The 21,507-nt window shown below is 58.6% G+C and carries 9 protein-coding genes; 5 read left to right on the forward strand and 4 right to left on the reverse strand.

The features are described 5' to 3' along the window. Positions 1-55: 55 nt before the first annotated feature. The 4 genes from E5K02_RS14800 to E5K02_RS14815 all read left to right on the forward strand — a co-directional run bounded on the left by E5K02_RS14800 (position 56) and on the right by E5K02_RS14815 (position 14,660). The gene (locus E5K02_RS14800) at positions 56-2,788 is read left to right on the forward strand and encodes a 4-alpha-glucanotransferase (protein WP_135395797.1); all 2,733 of its coding nucleotides are present in this window, start codon (positions 56-58) and stop codon (positions 2,786-2,788) included. 394 nt (positions 2,789-3,182) lie between these two features. Then, the gene (locus E5K02_RS14805) at positions 3,183-9,047 is read left to right on the forward strand and encodes a T9SS type A sorting domain-containing protein (RefSeq protein WP_135395799.1); all 5,865 of its coding nucleotides are present in this window, start codon (positions 3,183-3,185) and stop codon (positions 9,045-9,047) included. Positions 9,048-9,542: 495 nt separating this feature from the next. Beyond that, positions 9,543-13,553, forward strand: coding sequence for a beta strand repeat-containing protein (locus E5K02_RS14810; protein ID WP_135395801.1), 4,011 nt, complete (start codon positions 9,543-9,545; stop codon positions 13,551-13,553). A gap of 135 nt (positions 13,554-13,688) precedes the next feature. Beyond that, a complete protein-coding gene (locus E5K02_RS14815; protein WP_135395803.1) occupies positions 13,689-14,660 on the forward strand; it encodes an NAD(P)/FAD-dependent oxidoreductase in 972 nt (323 codons plus the stop codon). Between the two features lie 84 nt (positions 14,661-14,744). Here E5K02_RS14815 and E5K02_RS14820 read toward each other — a convergent pair whose 3' ends face one another. The 3 genes from E5K02_RS14820 to E5K02_RS14830 all read right to left on the reverse strand — a co-directional run bounded on the left by E5K02_RS14820 (position 14,745) and on the right by E5K02_RS14830 (position 16,470). After that, the gene (locus E5K02_RS14820) at positions 14,745-15,110 is read right to left on the reverse strand and encodes a hypothetical protein (RefSeq protein ID WP_135395805.1); all 366 of its coding nucleotides are present in this window, start codon (positions 15,108-15,110) and stop codon (positions 14,745-14,747) included. Positions 15,111-15,156: 46 nt separating this feature from the next. Beyond that, the gene (locus E5K02_RS14825; RefSeq protein WP_135395807.1) at positions 15,157-15,579 is read right to left on the reverse strand and encodes a glycoside hydrolase family protein; all 423 of its coding nucleotides are present in this window, start codon (positions 15,577-15,579) and stop codon (positions 15,157-15,159) included. Between the two features lie 273 nt (positions 15,580-15,852). Further along, positions 15,853-16,470 carry a carboxypeptidase-like regulatory domain-containing protein gene (locus E5K02_RS14830; RefSeq protein ID WP_167856413.1) on the reverse strand — a complete coding sequence of 206 codons (618 nt, stop codon included), beginning with the start codon at positions 16,468-16,470 and terminating at the stop codon, positions 15,853-15,855. Between the two features lie 578 nt (positions 16,471-17,048). On the opposite strand from E5K02_RS14830, the gene E5K02_RS14835 reads away from it, so the two are divergent. Beyond that, positions 17,049-19,553, forward strand: coding sequence for a DUF5686 and carboxypeptidase-like regulatory domain-containing protein (locus E5K02_RS14835; protein ID WP_135395810.1), 2,505 nt, complete (start codon positions 17,049-17,051; stop codon positions 19,551-19,553). An 89-nt stretch (positions 19,554-19,642) separates the two neighbouring features. On the opposite strand, the gene E5K02_RS14840 is transcribed toward E5K02_RS14835, so the two are convergent. Then, positions 19,643-21,241 carry a family 43 glycosylhydrolase gene (locus E5K02_RS14840; RefSeq protein WP_240737285.1) on the reverse strand — a complete coding sequence of 533 codons (1,599 nt, stop codon included), beginning with the start codon at positions 21,239-21,241 and terminating at the stop codon, positions 19,643-19,645. Between the last annotated feature and the right edge of the window lie 266 nt (positions 21,242-21,507).

Here is a 21,507-nt window from a genome sequence, read left to right on the forward strand (position 1 = left end):
AAACTTCCCCTTTCACTCTATTATCTTTCGCCTCCAATTCGATTTCCACCCTCCCATGATTCTTCGTTTTACCCTGCCTTTTTACACTGCCTGGGGTCAGCGGCTGGTAGTATGCGGTTCCGAGCCCTCCTTGGGTTCCTGGAACCTGGCTCAGGCCCTGAATCTGCACTACAACCCGTCCTCCGGCCTCTGGAGTCACGAAATAAGCCTGCCCGATGACCAGGCCGGCACGGTAGAGTACAAGTACATTCTGCTGGATGAGCGCACCGGCAACGAAGACTGGGAGTGGGGTGAAAACCGGAAAGTAGACTACGACGGCCGCCAATTCAGCCGCCTAGTGCTGGAGGACTACTGGCGCCCGGCAGCGCAGCCCGAAAACGAGCTGCACACGGCCGCCTTTACCCAGGCACTGATGCGCCGTCCGGCCGCTAAGCCGGCCACCAAGCCCGCCGCCCGCCTGGCCGATTCCGTAGTGCGTTTCCAGCTGGTAGCGCCCCGCGTCGACTCCGACCATCAGCTTTGCGTGCTTGGCTCCGACCCGGCCCTGGGCGCCTGGGATGCCCGCAAGGCCGTGCTGCTCTCGGATGCTACGTACCCAACTTGGACGGCCGATGTAGTCCTGGAGCACCCCGAGCGAATCAGCCTGTATAAGTATGGTATCTGGGACCCGCGGGAAAAAAAGATCCTGCACTTGGAAGCCGGCGACGACCGGGTGATTTCGCCTTCGGCCGACCGCAAAACCCTGCGGGTGCGGGCCGACGAGCATTTTCGTTACCCCACCGGCGCCTGGCGCGGGGCCGGCGTGGCCCTGCCCGTGTTTGCCTTGCGGAGCCGCCGCGGCCTGGGCGTGGGCGAGTTCCCGGACCTGAAATTGCTCATCGACTGGGCCGCCAGCACCGGGCTGAAGATGGTGCAGATCCTGCCCATCAACGACACTACTGCCACTCATACCTGGGTCGACTCTTACCCGTACGCGGCCATTTCGGTGTTTGCCCTGCACCCGCAGTACCTGAACCTGGACGAAATTGCCGAGTTCGACGAAGCTGCTGACCGGCAGGAGCTCGACAAGCTGCGCGACGAGTTCAACCAGCTGGACTTTGTGGACTACGAGCCGGTGATGAACGCCAAGTGGAAGTTTATCAAGACCTTGTATCAGCAGGAAAAGGTGCGGTTTTTGGCCGACCCCGAGTTTCACAGCTTCCGGGAAGAGCAAAAGGGCTGGTTGGTTTCCTACGTGGCCTTTTCGGCGCTGCGGGACCGGTTTGGCACGGCCGACTTCTCCCAGTGGCCCGCCGAGTTCCGGACGCCTCAGAACCTGGAGGAGCTGACCAGTGAAACCCAACCCGACTTCGACGAGTTTGGCCTGCACTTCTTCACCCAGTTTCACCTCGACAAGCAGCTGCGCGAGGCTGTAGCCTATGCCCGCCAGAGCGGGGTGGTGATGAAAGGCGACCTGCCCATCGGCATTTACCGCCACTCGGCCGACGCCTGGACCCAGCCCGAGCTCTACCACATGGACCAGCAGGCCGGCGCCCCGCCAGACGACTTCTCGACCACGGGCCAGAACTGGCGTTTCCCGACCTACAACTGGGAGCGGATGGCCCAGGACGGCTACCTGTGGTGGAAGCAGCGCATGAGCCACCTGGCCCGCTACTTCGACGCCCTGCGCATCGACCATATCCTGGGCTTTTTCCGCATTTGGGAAATGCCCGGCCACTCGGTGGAAGGCCTGTTGGGCCACTTCTCCCCCGCCCTGCCCCTGCACCGCCACGAAATTGAGCAGCGCCTCGGCTGGTTCGATTACGGCCGCCTGTGCGAGCCCTACATCCGCTGGCACATCCTGGCTGATATCTTCAAAGAGCAGGCCGAAGCCGTCAAAAACGAGTTCTTGGACGAGGCCAGCTACGGGGTATTCCACCTCAAACAGCATCTGCAGACTCAGCGGGAAATTGAAGCGGTGTTCGAGCAGAAGATTGCCGCCGACCCCTTAAACACAGAGCACTACGTGTGGCTGCGCACGGGCCTCTACAAGCTGGTCAACGAGGTGCTGTTTGTGCCCGCCGAGCAGGCCGACTTCTACCATCCGCGCATTACGCTGCCCAAGACTTACGCCTTCCGGGAGCTGGACGAAACCTCGCGCCACCGCCTGCACGACCTCTACAACGACTTTTTCTACCGGCGGCACGAGGAGTTCTGGCGCGAGCAGGGCCTGGTGAAGCTGCCGGCCGTGCGCTTTGCCACCAACATGCTGATCTGCGGCGAAGACCTGGGCATGGTACCCGAGTCGGTGCCGGGCGTGATGAAGGCCCTGGGTATTCTGGGCCTCAACATCCAGCGCATGCCCTCCGACCCGCAGGTGGAGTTTGGCCACCCCGGCCGGGCGCCCTACCTCTCGGTGGTTAGCCCCGGCTCTCACGACATGAGCACGGTGCGGGGTTGGTGGGAAGAAGACCCCATCCGGACCCAGCGCTTCTTCGAAAACACACTGGGCCACTGGGGCGAGGCCGCTCCGTATTACTGCGAGCCTTGGGTAGCCCGCGAAATTACGGTGCAGCACCTGCAGTCGCCGGCCATGTGGGCCGTGTTTCCGCTCCAGGACCTGCTGGCCACCGATGCGGACCTGCGCCGCCAAAATCCGCTCGATGAGCAAATTAACGTGCCCAGCAACCCGACCCACTTCTGGAAGTACCGCCTCCATCTGAACCTGGAGGACCTGGTGCAGGAAGTTGGCTTCAACAACGAAGTGCAACAGCTTATCAGCCACAGCGGCCGACTGCGCGTCTACTAAGCGCGCCAGCCTCTCCTTGGTTTTCCGAAACGGTTTCATCGCCCTGATGAAACCGTTTTTTTATGCCCTGTCCTGTCCTAAAAAGGATTCTGCGTGACTATTCTGAGGTCGCTGCCAGGAATTCGCTCTTTTTATTCGCACAGAAGCCAGCGCCCTTCAGCCACAGGTATTGGTCCTTCAGCCAAAATGTGCGCGCCAGCATGAGCAGCCTGATACGTTTGTGTGAGAAAAATACGTGCGTGTTTATCCGGAGCTAAATCCGCTTTAGTACCCGCTGCGTAGACTTGGAACAATCCAATACCCTTGGAATAGTTTTACTCGTAGCGCATCCCTTTTTGCCTGCTGCCCTGCGAGGATAGTTACCCACTTCGTTTCTTTTCACCCATAACATATCATGAAAACAACTTTACGATTAGTGGTCTTGCTGCTGATCTGGGCTGGTTTCGGCAGTGCGGCGGTAAAAGCGGCTGTTGCGCCAACCATTATCACACCAACCATTACCGGGGCTACCGTTCCGCGCAACAACGGCCTGACGGTGCTCGTCACCTCCGTGACGGCCACGCTCTTCAACGACGCCGACGGGAACACCAGCCTGTCGTATTACCGCGTTACGACCCTGCCTACCAGCGGGCAGCTGTACGCCTACAACGTGGCCAGCGACGAGAGCATCGCCATTACGTCTACCGCGCAGACGTTCAACCCGTTTCAGTACCCCAGCATTGCCTACGCTCCAGCGGCTACGGCCGCGGCGGCTACGTACTCGTTTCAGTACCGGGCCACGGATGAAGACAACCTGACCTCGGCCATTGGTACCTACAACATTCCCGTTTCGACGGCGGCCAAGGTAAATCAACTGCCCCTGACGCGCGAAGTGACCAACCAGATTATGGCCAAAGGCTTCGGTCCCAGCCCCCTGGCGCCCGGCCTGTTCGGCGTCGATACGGACGGCAGCGTCGACAACTTTCTCATCACCACCGTGCCCGACCCGGCCACGGTAGGCGTTCTGCGTATCGGGACGGCCGGCGCTCAAATTGCGGCCAACACGACCATTACGGCGGCGCAGGCGGCCCAGCTCACGTTTGACCCCGTAGCCACCTACTTCGGCACGGCCATCATTCAGTACCAGGCCATCGACAACAACGCGGCTTCCGATGCTACGGCCGCCAATTACGCCATTCCGGTTTCCAACGTGGGCAGCCCTTTCGGCTCGAGCCTGCTGTTTTATTCGCGCCCGATCTTGGAAGACTGGACCAGCACGGCCCAGTCGATTACGGTAAATGGTACCACGGTTTCGGTAAGCAACTACACGGGCAGCGGCCCGGAAACCAACCTGCACATCGAAGACAACCCCACCATGCCCGGCCGGGCCCTGACCTGGACGGCCGACTACATCAACGGCACGCCGGTGGCTTCGCACACGGCCAGCGTGACCTTTGACTTCAGTAAGCCCGTTAGTGGCTTCAGCTTGAGCCTGGGCGACATTGACTTGTCGGCCAACGCCTGGACCGACCAGGTAACCATCACCGGCAAGCGCGCCGACGGCACGACGGTGGTGCTGGCCGCTGCTAATATTGACCTGGGTACGGCCGTAACCTACACCGGCAACAACGTGCTGACCGGCAACGCCGGCTCCTCGACGGCCGACGACAATACGGTGGTAACTTTCCCCGAGCCCATCGTGAGCGTGACCCTGGCGTATGCCAACACGACGACCAACGTGAATCCGGCCCAGCAGCTGATGACCATTGAGGCCTTTTCCTGGTATACGCCCGACGTGGTAACGACCCTAACCGGCCCGGCCCGCGTGAACCCCAACACCAACGTGACCTACGTGGCCACGAGCACCAACACCGGCCCTTACACGGCCACGGGCGTTATCCCGACGGTGCAGCTGAACGCCGGCCTGACTAACGTCACCATCAACGGGGTAGCTGCCGGCACCAGCTACAACTCCACGACGGGCCTGCTGACCTTGCCCACCACGACCAACCTGGCCAGCGGCGCCAGCGTGGCCTACAACGTGGGCTACACCATCGGCACAAGCACCGTAACGGGTATTGCCCGCAACAGCGCCACTTCCGCCGACGAGGCTCCGGCCAACAACAACGGCTCGTTGAGCAACTCCCAGGTAACGACAGTCGTGAACCAGCCACCGGTGGTGCAGAACGTGACGGCCCCGACGATGAGCAACGCCAACGCGGCTACTCCTATTCCGTCGTTGGTGGGCACCGACCCCGACGGCGACAACACCATTGCAAGCTACCTGCTGACCAACCTGCCCAACACAACAACCCAGGGCACGCTGAGCTACACCCGCAATGGGGCTCCCGTCACGCTGGCAACGGGCAACACTTCGACCCTAGCCAACCGGACGCTGACGCCGGCCGAAATGGCTACCCTGCAGTTTGACCCCGTGGGTACTTACATCGGCAACGCTACCTTCAACTACACCGCTACCGACGACCTGGGCCTTACCTCCAACACGGCGACCTACACCATTCCGGTCAACACCGCCATTGGCGCCACCGACCTGTTTGTAAACCAGCAAGTTAAGCTCGGCCCCTACCAGATTGGCGACCAGGTAACCTTCACCGTGACGGCCGGCAACACGGGCTCGGCGGCTTCGGGTGTGCAAGTGAAAGACGCCTTGCCCGCGGGCCTGAGCTTTGTGAGTGCAGCACCTTCGCAAGGCACTTACGACCCTGCCACCGGCGTATGGAACGTGGTTTCGGGTCTGAACACCTTTGCCAGCGGTGCCTCGGCCACGCTGACCATCACGGCCACCATTACCCGCAACGGGACGTTTACCAATGTCTCGACCATCACGGCTACCACGACCGACTCGAACCCGTTTAACAACGAAGCCAGCCAAGTAGTAAACCCCGGTACGGCGGCTTACGCCCAGGATTTCGAAGGCCGCACCACGACCGACTACTGCGAAATTTACACCGGTATGTCGCTCACGGGCACGACCAACGCTCTGGCCGACAACACCTCCCTGGTTTCAAATGCCGTGCTTAGCACTACGGCCGTGTCGTACGCTACGCCCCTGCTGCGCCTGACGGGCTCGGCCACCGTCTCGTTCCTGACCCGGGTAACGGCCACAACCAACACGCCCCGCTACCGCGTAGCTCTGCTCGACGCCGCCGGCAACCGCACGGTGCTTACGGCCTTCGCGGCCTTCACCAACACGACGGCTACCACCATCACGGCCAACGTGGCCCAGTCGGGAGTGTACCGCGTGGAGGTGTCCTTCGACGCCACGGTGAACGGCGCAACCAACGGCGTGGCCATCATCGACGACGTGGTTATCAACAATGCTACCGTGGCTACTCAGGCCAAGGACGGCACTAACTGCGCAGCCAACACGCTGCCCGTTGCCAACGACGTGTCGTTCCGCATTGCCAACAGCCTCGGCGCTACCACTATTCCCTCGCTGTCGGGTACGGATACGGCCCCAGGCGTAGTTAGCTCCTACGTGTTCCAGAGCGTTCTGGACCCCGTTACGCAAGGTTCACTCACGCTGAATGGCGTAGTAGTGAAGATTGGCCAGATCATTACAGCAGCCGAAGCCGCGCAGCTCAAGTTTGACCCCGTAGCCGGCTACGTAGGCACGGCCAGCTTCCAGTTCAGCGCCATCGACAACAGCGGCGAGATGAGCCTGGCGCCGGCCACCTACACCATCCTGGTTGAAAACGCTACCACCATTACGGGGCGGGTATTCGACGACGTGAACTACGGCGGCGGCTCGGGCCGCTCCTACGCCACGGCCAACACGTCAGCCATGACCTCGGGCTTTGCCGACAACAGCATCCTGCGCGGCAACGCCGTGGTGGAGCTCTACGACAAGGCCACCGATCTGCTGATTGCGACCACTACTACCAGCAGCACGGAAGGCACTTACACCTTCACCAACGTGCTGGCCGGCGACTACGCCGTGCGGGTGGTGAACTCCTCCGTTACTTCCGTACGCAGTGCCACCGCTTCGGGTGTACTGCCGGTGCAGACCTTCGCCAATGGTGACCAAAACAAGGTAGGCGGCGAAGTGCCCAGCAAAATTGACGCGCCCCAGAACACGGGCAACCAGCTACTGGCCGACTTGACCACGACAACCCAGACGGCGCAGTCGATTACGGCGGTCAGCATTTTGGCCGAAACCCTGGCGCCGGTCACCAATGTGGACTTTGGCTTCAACTTCGACGTTATCAGCAACACCAACTCGTCGGGCCAGGGTTCGTTGGCTCAGTTCATCTTGAACAGCAACACGCTGCCCAACAGCAACTTTGTGGGCAACACCGGTGCTACCCTGGGTCAGCAGAGTGCCTTCTCGGGCTCCCCCCTCACCATTGGCCGCGAAACCAGCATCTTCATGATCAGCACGGGCACTACGGCGGGCAACGGCTTCCGCACCGGCGTAAACGGCGGCTTCGTGGGCACCACGGCTACTATTTCACTCACCGGTGCCCTGCCCGAGATTACTGCTGCCAACACAACGCTGGACGGATTCCGCCAGTCGCTGGCAACCGGCAACAACGTAGCGGCCGTAACGACCGGCACTGGCGTCACGACGGGCGCCGAGGTTATTATCAACTACAACTCCCTGAAAGGCCTAGTCGTAACCGGGGGCAGCACTATCATCAGCTCCCTGGAATTCAACAACGCCAAGGGCAGCAGCACGGCCACAGCCGGCACTATTGCTGACGGCGCCGCCATTACCCTGAGCGGAGCAGCCGTAACGGGCTCGGTTGTGCGCGACGTAACGGCCAAGAGCAACGCCACAGCCGGCGTATTCCTGACCAGCGGCGCTACGGGCGTCACGGTGTCGGGCAACGTGCTGCGCGACGCGCTGGCGACGGTTGCGGCTACGGGCATCACCGCCACCGACGGCGACGGTATCCGCCTGAACGGCGCTTCGACCAATACCATTAACGGTAACATCGTCTACAACAACGCCGGCTACGGTATTGAGCTGACGGGTACGGCCAGCAACACCAACACCATTTCGTCGAACACCATCGACGCGAACGGCGGCGGCGGCACCAGCAGCAATGCGGGCCTGAGCATTCAGGCGGGCAACAACAACCTGATTCAGAGCAACACCATCAGCAACAGCGTGGGCGGCGACGGCATCGTAGCCCTGAACGGCACCTCGGGCAACCGCTTCACACAGAACTCTCTGTTTGGCAACGGTGACCTGGGCATCGACCTGTCGAACGGCGCAACGGCTACGGGCGAAGGCACCAACATCAACGACAATACCGACGCTGACACGGGCGCCAACGGGGTGTTGAATTTCCCCATCATCACGCAGGTAGCCCAGGACGGCACCAACCTTCGCATCACGGGCTATGCCCCGGCTGGTTCGTTGGTTGAGTTCTTCGTGGCCGACGTAACCACGGCTGCTTTCGGCGAAGGCCGTACTTACCTGGGAGCCCGCACCGAAGGCGCCACGGAAGATGTCGACACCAAGAAAGGCGACTACTCAGGCACTATCAACGGCCTGAACCAGGGTAGCGAAACGTTGGCTAACCGCTTTGCCTTCGTAATTCCCTTCTCCAGCCTGTCGGCGGCGCAGCGCACGGCCCTGACCGGCGCCGGTGCCCGCCTCACGGCCACGGCCACGATGCTGGCCACCGTGAACAGCCTAACCGTTGGCAACACGTCGGAATTCTCGGGCAATGCCGCCGTTACCAGTGGAGTACTGCCCGTGGAACTCACCCAGTTTACGGCCAAGGCCGTGCAGACCACTGCTGTGCTCTCCTGGACTACGGCTTCGGAAAAGAACAATGATCATTTCGTGGTAGAGCGTTCTTTCGACGGTAGCAAGTTTGAGGCAATCGGCCAGGTAAAAGGCCACGGCACGACCACCCAGGGCCAGAGCTATACTTTCAGCGACACGGGCGTAGGCAGCAAGTTCCAGGGCACGGTTTACTACCGTCTGCGGCAGGTAGATACCGACGGCACCAGCGACCACAGCCCTGTGCGCGTGGTGACGTTCACCGAAAAGGTAGCTGTCGTAGCCACCATCGGCCTCTACCCTAACCCCGCAACCACTACCACGAACCTCGACCTGACTGCTTTGCCTAGTGGCACCTATCAGGTTTCGGTTATCGATGCAGCCGGCCGCACGCTGAGCACGAGCCGCTACTCGGGTGGCGCGTTGCACCCCCTGCAGGTGCAGCATCTGCCCCAGGGTGTGTACATAATTCGGGTAGAGGGCGCAAACCTGAGCCTGTCGAAGCGCCTGGAAAGAAACTAGCGTATTTCTTCCGGTACCCAGGCAAAAAAGCCTCTTCCTCAACAGGAAGAGGCTTTTTTATTCTTGGCAGTAAGTTCTGCAGGCTCAATTCTGTCGGGTTTAGTGTTACGCCTTTGTTTGTCCCCCGGGCTTTCTCGACGGTGACTAAATCCACTCTGTAATCCTATTCGTATCGGTAAAGATCTATATTGAGTGTGGTGTTCTAAAGGAGCGAGCCAGACTCCGGCCTCTTTCCTCACTCCATCCAACTCACCACCTATCTGTAAAACACACGGTTACAATTGCACTTTTTGCTTTAAATCTCGACTATCAGACACTGGAAAAAGTAGGCCTGTTTAGGCAAAACAAGTTGCACTTCAGCGAGAACACAGGAACGTTCACCGAAAAAATGACGGGTAATTGAGTTGTACAGAGTAAGTTTGCATACTGATTACTGTGTCTTGCCCACATCTTTGCTCTTTTTGGAATTTTCTCTGCTCTTTTTATAAACATTCTATGACAACAATCTTACGCATAACAGCTCTGCTGTTATTCTGGTTGGTGGTAGCCCCGACGAAAGTGCAAGCGCAAGAAGGCACGGCTTTCTCGTGTGATGGTACGTTCTACCAGATTCGCCAGGTGGGAACTGGCACCGCCGCCTACTCGGCCTTGTTCGTAGTAAACCGCTCGACGGCGGTGTATACGACCAACGCCTACACCTTTGGTGGCACCAATGCCACGGGCAACCTAGGTAGGGTGTTGAACGCCTTGGGCTACAACTCCCAGGATGGCTTTATGTACGCCGTTTCCTACCCCTCCGACAACGGCGACCCGGCCATTTTACCCGATGGAATTCACCTGTTCCGCATTGGGCAAGGCGGCATCCGCGACTTGGGTCGCACGAACCTGCCCCTGGCGCAGTACAACTCCGGCACCTTCGACAAAAGCGGTAACTACTACCTGACAACTCGTAACAGCACGGACGCCACCTACCGCAATACCTTATTCCGTCTGAACGTGGCCAACTTCGCCACCGTGCTGACGTCGAATACCCAGTTTCCTATGGTTGACCCGCAGGGCGGCCCCGCCGATGACAACTTCACCGACATTGGCTATAACCCTTCTGACAACACGCTTTACTCGGTAGCCCGCCTGGGCGACGTGTCGCGCATTGCCGTAGGAGCTACAAATGCTGTAGTAACCCCAATTAGCTCGGGGTCGACTTCGGCTGAAATCTTCGGTTCGTCGTTCTTCGACATTTCGGGCAACATGTATGCCTACTCCAACGGTACCGTAGGCACCGCCAACTCGGCTGGTCTGTACTCAATAAACCTGAGCACGGGCGCGGCTACCCTGATTAGTACCGTTGACGCGGCCAACAACAGCGACGGCGCCAGCTGCATCAACCCCGACCAGCGCATCGACGTGGTAAAGGAGCTCATCAGCGTAGTACCGACCGGTACGGCTCGTCAGTTCAACGTACGCTTCAATATCCGGGTGAAAAACACCGGTACCTCTACCGCTCCTAACGTGCAGGTATCGGACTTCCTGCGTGGCAACACGGTGAATACTACTTTCCCGACGTCGAGCACCGTGACATTGGTAGCCAACTCGGGTTCAGTAACCAACTTTGGGGTTAACGCGGGTGCTGCGCCTACTTTGGCCTTCAACACGGCCTTCAACGGCCAGGGTACCAATACGGACCTGCTAACCGGTACCCAAGCCCTGACCGCCGGCCAGAGCGCCCTGATTGACTTTACGGTGACGGTAACTTTCCCGGCTACCCCTGGCACTCCGACTACCGTACAGAACAACTACGCCTACGCCTCCACCATCGGCGGCACGGCGGCCAACCAGGGCCACGTACAGCTGACGAACGGTACGATTCTGCCTCCCGGCACGCTGCTGGCCGAAGACCGGTCGAACAACTCGGCTTCCTTCCCCACGACACCCAACGGCGACGGCGAAACGCCTACGCCGGTTCGTTTCCAGACCGCTATTCAGGGTACTGTTTTTGAAGATGTTAACTTCGGCGGCGGCCTGGGCCGCACCCAGGCTACCAGCAACGGTCCTGGCTTGGCTAACGTGCGGGTAGAGCTTTACGGCGGCGGCGGTGCTTTCCTGACCTCAGTGCTGACGGATGCCAACGGCAATTACGAGTTTACCACTGGCGCCGGCGGTGCCGCCCTGGGTATCAACACCAACTATCAGGTACGGGTAGTAAACAGCTCGGTATTCAGCAGCCGTCCGAACCCCAACGGGGCTTCCACGGTTGGCGTGCAAACTTATATCAACGGCAACAACAACCAGGTAGGCGGCGCCAACCCCAACCAGGTTGATGTTCCCAGCAACGGTGCTGGCGCTTCCATTGCCACGCTGCAAAACCAGTCGGCTACCACGATTGTGCAGTCACTGACAGCGGTTACTACGCCGGCTTCGGGTCCGCTGACCTCGGTTGACTTTGGCTACAACTTCGACCTGGTAGTGAACACCAACAGCTCGGGCCAAGGCTCGCTGGCGCAGTTCATTCACAACAGCAGCTACCTGGCCAACACGGGTCTGGCCCAGGAAGGCCTGACGGCCGGCAAGGAGCACGCTATTTTCATGATCAACAACGGCATTGCTGCTACCAACGGTATGCGTGGGGCTGGCTTTGCCTCCCCGGGCTACAACGCCACCACGGGCGTATTCACTATCACGCTGAGCTCGGCCTTCGAGCCGATGTACGACGACGATACCGTTATTGATGGCAAGCTGCAAAGCAACCGCACGGGCGAAACTGCCACGGCAACTGCTGGTACGAGCACCGGGGCTGAAATTGCCATCGACTTCAACCGCAACGCTGGCCTGATTTCGTACGGCAAAAATACCCGCATTGCCTCGCTGGCTATGAGCAACGCCTTAGGTAAAGGCATCAACAGCAATGCCAACGCGGGCGGTGCCGCCATTCCAGCCGAGGGCACGGCCATCACCTTCAGCGGTGCTAACTCTACGGGCTCGGTGGTAACCGACGTCACGACGACGGCTAACTTCACGGGTGGCGTGCGTCTGCAAAGCGGCGCTACCGGCGTTACGGTGAGCAACAACATCCTGCGCACGGGCGTGACCAACGGCTCGGACTTCAACTTCCTGGCCTCCGATGGAGCTGGTATTGTCGTGGACGGTTCTTCAACCAACACCATTAGCGGCAACACGATGAACAGCAATGCCGGCTACGGCATCGTACTGCAGAACGGTAGCTCGACGAACACGATCAGCACCAACACCATTACTTCGAATGGTGCCGGTACCTTCACTAACAACGACGCGGGTATCGCCATTCTGAGCGGCAACAACAACCTGATCAGCGCCAACACCATCACCACCAACTCCGGCGACGGTATCGTGGCTATGTCGGGCACTTCGGGCAACCGTTTCACTCAGAACAACACGGGCGGCAACAACGGCAGCACCGCCACGGGCAACCTGGGCATCGACCTCTCGCCGAATGCCACGGCCACCGGCGACGGTGTTTCGCTCAATGCCGACGGCAAGACGGCCGCTAGCGGCGCCAACAGCATGCTGAACTTCCCGGTCTTCACCCAGGCTACTATCAACGCGGGCCGTCTGATTGTATCGGGTTATGCCCGGGCTGGTGCTCTCATCGAATTCTTCGTAGCCAGCGCCGACCCCACCAACTTCGGGGAAGGCTCGACTTACTTGTTCAATGCTACGGAAGGCTCTTCGGCTGATACCGACACGCGCTTTGCCAGCTACACCGGTGGCCAAGCCGGGCTGAACCATGGTTCGGAAACTGGCGTCAGCCGCTTCGTCTTCTCGATTCCGGTTACGGCTACTCAGATTACCAGCTTGGTTGCTAACAAGCTTACGGCTACGGCTACGGTGCCAACCACGGTAAATGGCTTGGCAGTTGGTAACACCTCGGAATTCTCGGGAGTAATTGCCGTGACCAACAACGCTCCGCTGCCCGTTGAGTTAACCAAATTCGATGTACGCGCCGTGGGCCAGAACGCTCAGCTAACCTGGGCTACGGCTTCGGAAACCAACAACGACCACTTCGTAGTGGAGCGCGCCTATGGTGAGCAGGCTTTCACCACGATTGCCACCGTGAAAGGCAATGGTACGAGCACCGTGGGCCACAGCTACAGCTTTACCGACGCCGGTATCGGCGCCAAAGCCCGGGGCACGATCTACTACCGCCTGAAGCAAGTCGATACCGACGGCACGGTTAACCAGGGTCCGGTTCGCACGGTACAGTTCGGCAGCGAAGTTTCCGCTACTGCTCTCACCGAGCCCGCAGTGTACCCGAACCCAGTGGTAGAAGACACCCAGCTCGACCTGACGTCTTTGCCAGCCGGCAGCTACCAGGTTTCGTTGGTAGACGCTACGGGCCGTACGCTCAGCACCGAAACCTACACCGGTGGCATCGTGCATCCTTTCGCCGCCCGCCACCTGACGTCGGGTTCCTACTTGGTCGTAATCCGCGGCAACAACGTGAAGCTTGCTAAGCGCCTGGTGAAGAACTAAGGCTTTACTAGCTCGCAACAAAAGCCCCTCCCATACCGGAGGGGCTTTTTTGTTGCCCAACACACCCGTGCTCAGGTGGCTCAACGCTAACCGTAGGAGCCGTTTTGGGGTATAGAAAGTCTACTCTCTTTCATTATGCCACACCAAGTTGCTTCTCTTCCCCGCCGCCACGCCCCAGCTCAGCCCACCACCGACTACGACGTTGTCATCATTGGCGCGGGTAGCGCGGGCCTAAGCGCGGCCCTAACCCTAGGCCGAGCCCTACGGCGGGTTATGGTTTGCAATGGCGGGGCTCCGCGTAATGCCCCTTCGCCCGGCGTCCACAGTTTCTTCACCCGCGACGGAATCAAGCCGGCCGAGCTTCTGCAAACCGGGCTGCAACAGTTGCAGCCCTACGAAACGGTGGAAGTACGGACGGCGCAGGTGACGCAGCTCCGCAAACAGACGGGCCTGTTTGAGCTAGTTGCGGAGGGAGAAACGGGTCGGAGCTTCACCGTAACGGCACGCAAGGTATTACTGGCCACGGGCGTTGAAGATGAGCTTCCTCCCATCGACGGCATGCGGGACTTGTGGGGCCGCGGGGTACTTCACTGTCCGTATTGCCACGGCTGGGAAGTGCGTAACCAGCCAATAGCCATTTATGGCCGGGGCAAGATTGTGACGGGCATGGCCTTGCTCGTCAGCCGCTGGACGACCGACGTTATTGTGTGCACCGACGGGGCGGGTCATTTGAGCGAGAATGCCCGTCGGCGCCTGCGCCAGCAAAAAATCAAGCTGCGGGAAGACCCTATTAGCCACCTTGAAGGCAAGCCAAACGGGGAGTTGCGCCACATAGTCTTTGAAAATGGGGAGAAGTTAGCTCGGTATGCTCTTTTTGTTCATCCCCACCAGCACCAGCGCTTTGGCCTGCTCGAAAGCCTCGGCTGCCGCCTGACCAGTAAAGGAGCCGTCTGGGTCAACAAGCACGCCCAAACCAGCGTCGGCGGCCTCTACGCGGCCGGCGACATTACGCCCGGCCCGCAGAAGGCCCTGCTGGCGGCGGCCGAGGGTATGCAGGCCGCCATTGCTATTCACGAAGCCCTGACGCGCGAAGAATGCCCTAAGTAAGTCTGACAGGAGCCTTCTGCCTTTTTGGACACAAAAAAGCCTGCCGGTAATGCGACCGGCAGGCTTTTTTAGGAGCTCTACTTCTTAGCTGTTTACCACTGCGGAGTGAGCCTTCAGAATCTGGCGGGCCTGAGCCAAGTTCGTGTCGCGGGCATTTACAGCCAGGTAAATAAACTTCTGCCCGTCGGGTGACAGCTTCAGCAAATGCAGCTGGTCGGTCAGGGTCAGCAGGATGTCCTGCACCGTCTGGTTCAGCTTCAGGGCCTGAATAGCTTTCAGCTTTGCCTTCACCACTTCGGTGTTGTAGGCGGCGGCGGTTTCGATATCGAAATCGGCAATATTGGCGTGCGAGGCCAGGGGCATGCCCGTCTCGGTTTCTACTACTGCTACTGCGAGCAGGGTGGGCAGTTCAGCCAGGATATCTTGTATCGTTTGTTTGGGGGTCGCCATGTCGAGACGTACGGGTGAAATAAAGGGTGTGATGAGAATGCAAAAGCTAGCTCGTGTGCCGGCGCATGATTTCCTTGGCAATACCCAGGTTGGCATCGGCCATGCGCACGGCCAAAAAGCAATACCATTTTCCGTCGTTTATGGGACGCAAATGGTGAAGTTGGTCTTCCAGAATAATAGAGGCATCGGTTAGCGGACCACCCACCCAGGCCTTGGTTGCCAGGGCGTCATCCATAGTCCGCAGCAGCTTGGCATTGCGCAGGCTGATTTGGTTAGGATTGTAGGTATTGCTTGTGGTATAAAATGCCAGCACCTTGCCCGACTGCGTGTCGACCACGCAGCTCATCAGCAAGTCCGGAATGTCTGCCAGCAAGCCTTCCAGCATTTTTTGAGCCCGCTTCCCGTTTTCATCGGCTACCGCTACGGTTACTTTCTTTAACTGAAGACGATTGAAAAACGGAATATTCATTAGCGAAGAGCGAAGAGCAACGCGACCCGCTGCCGGCTGAGCCGCTAGCACGTCGCGTGTACTCTTCGGTACAGAATTAAGAGTTTCGGAATGGATGTACGCGTCTGACCGCGGTGGTAAAACAGGTACGTCCACTTACTTCAGGTTGCTGCTACGGCCTAAGGTTCTACCAAAAACCAGGGGGTGATTTCTCGAAGAGCCTTGTTAGGCCATTATGCTAACTGATACAACCGAAAGATTTTTTTGTTATACGCTGTTGGTCCTCTCGGCCAACTAAAACTGCCACCAGTGGCGCTTCTTCACCTTGGCAACCTTATCGGTGCGGGGCAGCAGGGTAACGTTCTGCACACTGCGGCCTTTTACCTGAATTTCGTCTTCGGTGTAACCACCGTAGCCGAACTGCAGATTCGAAGTTTGGTTGGCCGGAACCAGCAGGGAGTAGGTGCCTTGCGCATTGGTCGTCACACCCCGGCCACTGGTTTTGTCGAGCACCGTAGCGCCTACAAGCGGCCGCCCGTTCTCGTCCAGAATCCGACCGTTTACGACAGCCATTTTCTTGGCTGCGGCGGCTTCGGCGGCCACACTAACGATTTCTTCGCTGGTTGCGGCAATAGTGGCGACCGGAGTCCCAATCTTTTCGGGGCGGGGTAAGCTGGTGCCAGCCAGTACGGCTCCGCTCAGCAGCGCGCCCACCAGCACAATAGAGCCCGCCCGACGACGGAAACGAACCGGTTCCGTCCGCATCAGGTGAAACTGGTGCTGCAGCCAGCCCACGGGGCGAACGGCGTGTCCCTTCTCGCGCAGGGCATAAAAACGTTTTAGTGCCTCGTCGCCCTGGGCTGGGTTAGCCTTGAGGTAGGCATCTACTAGATCTGCATTCTGGCCCGACAAATCTCCCCGAAGGTAGGCGTCACGATAGGTAGAAAGTAGTTCTCCTGTGATAGGATGAAAAGGGTAAGCAGTTAATGCCATTGTTGTAGAATAAAGGTGTGAGAAGGAAGGCGCGGCTACCGCCAGCAAGGAGCTAAAGGCAGGGCAATCTATACTGTGAATAATCCTAGTACTAATGATATTCGATAAATGTTCTGAATCAGTATATAAAACCTCCTTTGTAATCGGTAAAAGGGTTTAGCTGCGAGTTAAAGCAGGTGTTGCACCCGGTGAAATCTGGTTGTATTAGCAGATTAACCTAAGCTCAACAATACAATACCCGCTATAGTGCTTTTTCTGGCTTCTCCCTGCCAGGGAAAACAGTAGCTGTCTTTCGAGTGATTTACCAAAAAAGGCCCCCTATGCCTGAAAGGTTTTATCTAAAAGAGGATTTTATTGCCAATTAGCGCGCGGTAGTGTCATAAACCCACTATCTTCTCATCACTGAGTTTCTGGCATTTCCTGTTTGCACTATATTCTGTAACTTTAGAAGTTGCCATTCTCGACTCGTATTGCTAGTTCCGGTTTCAGCGCCTCTTATGAAGAATATTTATGCGCTACTATTCTTACTCTTAAGCTTAGCATTGCCTTCTCAGGCACAGCGCATAGTGATATTGGGGCGCATCACGGAGGCGGCTACCGGTCAGCCCGTGCCTTTTGCTTCTCTTTTTGTACCAGGCACGACTATTGGCCTTACCGCTGATGCTGAAGGGCGCTACCAACTTTCCCTCACGCAGCCTATTGATACGCTTGCCGCTTCGGCTCTGGGCTTTGTGGCTCTGAAAAAGGCCGTAGGCAGTCAGGCCCAGCAAACGATAAACTTTGCCCTCCGCTCGGGGGCGGTAACCTTGAATGAGGTAGTGGTACGCCCTACCGAAAACCCGGCCTACGTTATTCTACGCCGCGTGCAGGCGCGCAAAGCTCAGAACGATAAGCGCGGCCTGAAGGCTTTTGAATACGACAGCTACAACCGTATTCAGACGACGATTACGGATTTGCCTGGTCGCCTGGCCAAGCGCAAAGTGGTGCGCGATATGCTGGCCTTGTCGGATAGCATGAGCAAGGGCAATACTGGAATTAGCACCAAGGCCCTACCCATTTTCGCTTCCGAAGTCCTGTCCCGCTTTTACGTGCAGAACCACCCTATTCGGAAGCGGGAGGAAATAAAGCGCCGGCAGATGCGGGGCCTGGGGCCGCGCGAAGGCTCGGTGGCTTCCCAGATTCTGGGCTCATCGTTTCAAGACTACAACTTCTATACTAACTGGCTGCCCATCATGGGCAAGGACTTTATCTCGCCCATTGCCGACGGTTGGAAACTGGCCTACGAATACGAGCTGGAAGATTCCGTGTTTGTGGGGCAGGACTGGTGCTACCGGCTGGCCGTAAAGCCCCGGCGTCCGCAAGACCTGGCCTTTACCGGCACCCTCTGGATTACGGCCGACACCTACGCTCTGCGCAAAGTAGAGCTGGCGAAAAGCCCTGAGGCCAACATCAATTTTGTCAGCGACCTACGTATTTACCAGGAACTCACCCCGCCCGGGCAGGGACCGGCCTTGCCGGAGCGGGTGCGCGTGGTAGTTGGGGTAAAGCCCGTCGACAACCAGGCCGGTATGCAGGTACAGTTCGTGACGATTAACTCTAATTTTGAACGCAACCACGAGCGGGACCTGGCTTTTTATGACAATGCCCTGGAAACGGCCCCCAACGCCAACCTCGTACCAAAAGACTTTTTTGATAAGAACCGCCCCGATTCGCTTAGCGCCGAAGACCAAACCACCTTGGCCGTGCTCGACTCGGTGCGGGAACTACCCAGTGTGCGCTCTATCCTGGACTTGGCCGACATCGTCGTAAATGGGTATAAGCGGGTGGGGCGCTTTGACCTTGGACCTATCTTATCCACCTACGGCTTCAACGATATTGAGGGCCACCGCCTGCGCTTTGGCTTCCGCACCACGCCCGAGCTAAGCCGCGACTGGCTGATTCGGGCGTATGCTGCCTACGGCTTCCGTGACGGGCGTCTTAAATATGCGGCCCGGGTCAGCCGCATCATCGAGCGGCAACACTGGACCGTACTCGGTGCCGAATACCGCCACGACCTCGACCAGGTAGCCTTGCTCGACAATGAGTTCGGGCAGGAAAACCCGTTGTTCGACGCCGCCGCCCGCATTGGCCGCATCCGGGGCAGCCGCCCATTGATGCGCGATATTTCGGGCTTGTCGTTGCAGACTGATATTATCCGGGGCTTTACCCAGAAGATTATTGTGCGCCACCAGCGCTTTACCCCACTCTACAACTTCGCCTACTACAATACCGAGCAGCGGGCCCCCGGCGCGCCCACGGCCGCCAACATTACGCTTTCGGAGCTCATTCTGGAGTCGCGCTACGCCCACGACGAAATGATGGTTGAAACCGACAACCGCCGCCGGGCCATCGGCCTAATGCGCTGGCCCGTGTTTGTGTTTCGCTACACCCTAGGCGCCAACCACTTGCTTGGCAGCGACTTTAAGTACCAGAAGTTTTCATTTATCACCACCCAAAGCATACAAATGGGCCTTTTGGGGCGGGCCGATTACCGGTTTGAGGCCGGCTATATTCCCAGCACCGTGCCCTACCCTATTCTGAAGACGCACATGGGCAACCAGTCGCCGTTTTACAACGGAGCGGCCTTCAATCTGATGCGTTACTTCGAGTTTGTGAGTGACCGGTACGTTTCGCTGCGGGTAGAAGACCACTTTGAAGGCTTACTGCTCAACAGCGTGCCCCTGCTGCGCAAGCTTAACTGGCGCCTGCTGGCCAGCGGCAACGTTCTGTTTGGGGGAGTTAGCGAGGCCAACCGTAACCTGACGCCTCCGAAACATCCCGACACGGGTGAGCCCCAACCTTCTTTCCAAGCCCTAGACCACGGCCCTTACGCCGAGGTCGGCTACGGGGTAGAAAACATCTTTAAAGTAGCCCGCGTGGATTTTCTGCACCGGCTAACCTATCGTAATAACCCCGAAGCCCGCAACTTTGGCGTAAAACTGAGCCTGCAGTTCAAGCTCTAACCGCTTACCATCGAGTTATGTACTTGGCAACTAAAAAGCCCCGGTGACTTAAAGTCGCCGGGGCTTTTTAGTATTGGAGTGCTTCTTTCCTAACGCTTATTACGCAGCGAGAAGTGGTTGAAGGCTACCGTAGACGTAGCCGGGCCCTGGGCCAACAGCGCAATGCGGATGCCCCGGTCCCACGGCGGCAGGTACGTGCCATTAATGGCGAAGCTTTCCGTAGGCATGGCCAGCCAGCTGGTGCCGTCGGTGCTGTAGCAGAAGCGGTAGCGCTGCCCGCCCCACACTTCCAGACGCAGCCAGAGCTGCTTGCAGTCGGAAAGAGCTACTTTGGTCAGGCACTGCTGCGTACCACCTTTCACGTGCCAGAGCTGCAGGCTGTTGTCGCCGGCCAGCAACGATAAGGCGTTGAAATGGTCGCCGATGGCGGCAATGCCAGCAAAGGTACCGGGAGCCAGATTGGCGAAATCCAGAGACGTAACGGCTTTGTAGGTAGCGGCAAACGTCCGCTGGGCTACCATGGCGCCCAGGCCGGTGGTGTTGGCCGTCAGCAGCAGCTGACCGTCGCTGACGCCTACTTCGGGCTGCTCGCCCACGGGCCACTGCCAAGTTTGAGCCAGCTGACTGGAGGCAAAGTCATCCGTCACGTTCAGCACGCTCAGGTCGGGCAACGGAGCTGCTTGGGGGCTCTTGCCTTCAAATTCGGGCCAGCCTTCGGCGTTCCAGGTAAACTCGCTCAGAATGCCCTGGCGCCCCACAAACTCGTGGCTGTCGGTGTAGTACGCGTGGTGGAGCAGGAACCAGCGGCCCTCGTACTCGGCCACGGTGCCGTGGCCGGGGCATTTCCAAGTCTTGTTCTTGTCCAGAATCGGGTTCTGGGGGCACTTCTCCCAAGGGCCCAGCAGGCTTTTGGCCCGGGCCACGCCGGTAGCGTAGTTGCAGCACTTGCCGCAGCAGCCATTGCCGGCGTAGAACATGTAGAAGTACTCATCGTGGCGGACGATGGCCGAGCCTTCGACCAGGCAGCCTTCCCACTTCTCGGTGTTGCGGAACAGCTCGACCTTCTTACCGACCAGGGCCATGCGCTTTTCATTGATGCGCTGGGCCCAAATCGGCGTGGGCTTGCTCTTGCTGTTGCCATCCTCTTTCCACACCAGATACAGGTCGCCGTGCTCATCACGCACGGGGAAGCCGTCGATGGAGCCCAGGCGCTGGCCTACCAGCGGGCCGTGGTCGGTATAGGGGCCTTCGGGCTGGTCGGCGCTGGCCACGGCTACGCACAGCGGGCCACCTTTCTTGCGGGCCGTGTAGTAGATATAGGTTTTACCGCCTTCGTAGAAGATTTCCGGCGCCCAGAAGTTGGCGTCGCACCAGTCGGGCAGCTGCCCGGGGAAAACGTGCGTAACCAGCTCCCAGTCGACCAGATTATCCGACTTGAACAGCGGAAATACGGGCCCCCACTCGGCCGATGTCGCGCTGGCCCAGTACGTATTGCCAATTTTGGCAATCGTCGGGTCGGGGAAGTCGCCGGGCAGGACGATGTTGGCATAGTTGGTGGGCTCAGCCTCTACGGGCGGGGCCACGGTGGGAGTAGCATCGACTTGCGGCGCAACGGCAGCATACTCAGTCGAAGAGTCTACAGTGGGGACCAGCTCGAGGGAGGGTCCGCTTTCGAAGTCGAACGACACAATAGGAAGAAGAAAGAGTGGGAAACGAAAGAGGTTTTCGGGGGGACGGTACCAGCTGCAGGGCCAGTACCAAAACACTACACAACTCGTCGGCCCTTTCGGGGCTAGCTTCTTAATAAAGAGGTTAGAACATGGAATTTTCGAGCCCTACCTACTGCAACAAACCGAAAGGTACTACTTTACTTTTATTCGCAAGCAAACAAGTGTATTTTTTTGATACAACCCAAAGCAGCCTTATCTGTTTTGCCTGTTTTTGGCGACTGATT

The sequence above is a fragment of the Hymenobacter metallicola genome, from assembly GCF_004745645.1.
GTDB classification, from domain to species: domain Bacteria; phylum Bacteroidota; class Bacteroidia; order Cytophagales; family Hymenobacteraceae; genus Hymenobacter; species Hymenobacter metallicola.

What these genes read in the sequence shown, in the direction of transcription:
- E5K02_RS14825 (WP_135395807.1), bottom strand. Translation starts at nt 15,579, where the DNA reads ATGAATATTCCGTTTTTCAATCGTCTTCAGTTAAAGAAAGTAACCGTA.
- E5K02_RS14800 (WP_135395797.1), top strand. Translation starts at nt 56, where the DNA reads ATGATTCTTCGTTTTACCCTGCCTTTTTACACTGCCTGGGGTCAGCGG.
- E5K02_RS14810 (WP_135395801.1), top strand. Translation starts at nt 9,543, where the DNA reads ATGACAACAATCTTACGCATAACAGCTCTGCTGTTATTCTGGTTGGTG.
- E5K02_RS14815 (WP_135395803.1), top strand. Translation starts at nt 13,689, where the DNA reads ATGCCACACCAAGTTGCTTCTCTTCCCCGCCGCCACGCCCCAGCTCAG.
- E5K02_RS14835 (WP_135395810.1), top strand. Translation starts at nt 17,049, where the DNA reads ATGAAGAATATTTATGCGCTACTATTCTTACTCTTAAGCTTAGCATTG.
- E5K02_RS14820 (WP_135395805.1), bottom strand. Translation starts at nt 15,110, where the DNA reads ATGGCGACCCCCAAACAAACGATACAAGATATCCTGGCTGAACTGCCC.
- E5K02_RS14805 (WP_135395799.1), top strand. Translation starts at nt 3,183, where the DNA reads ATGAAAACAACTTTACGATTAGTGGTCTTGCTGCTGATCTGGGCTGGT.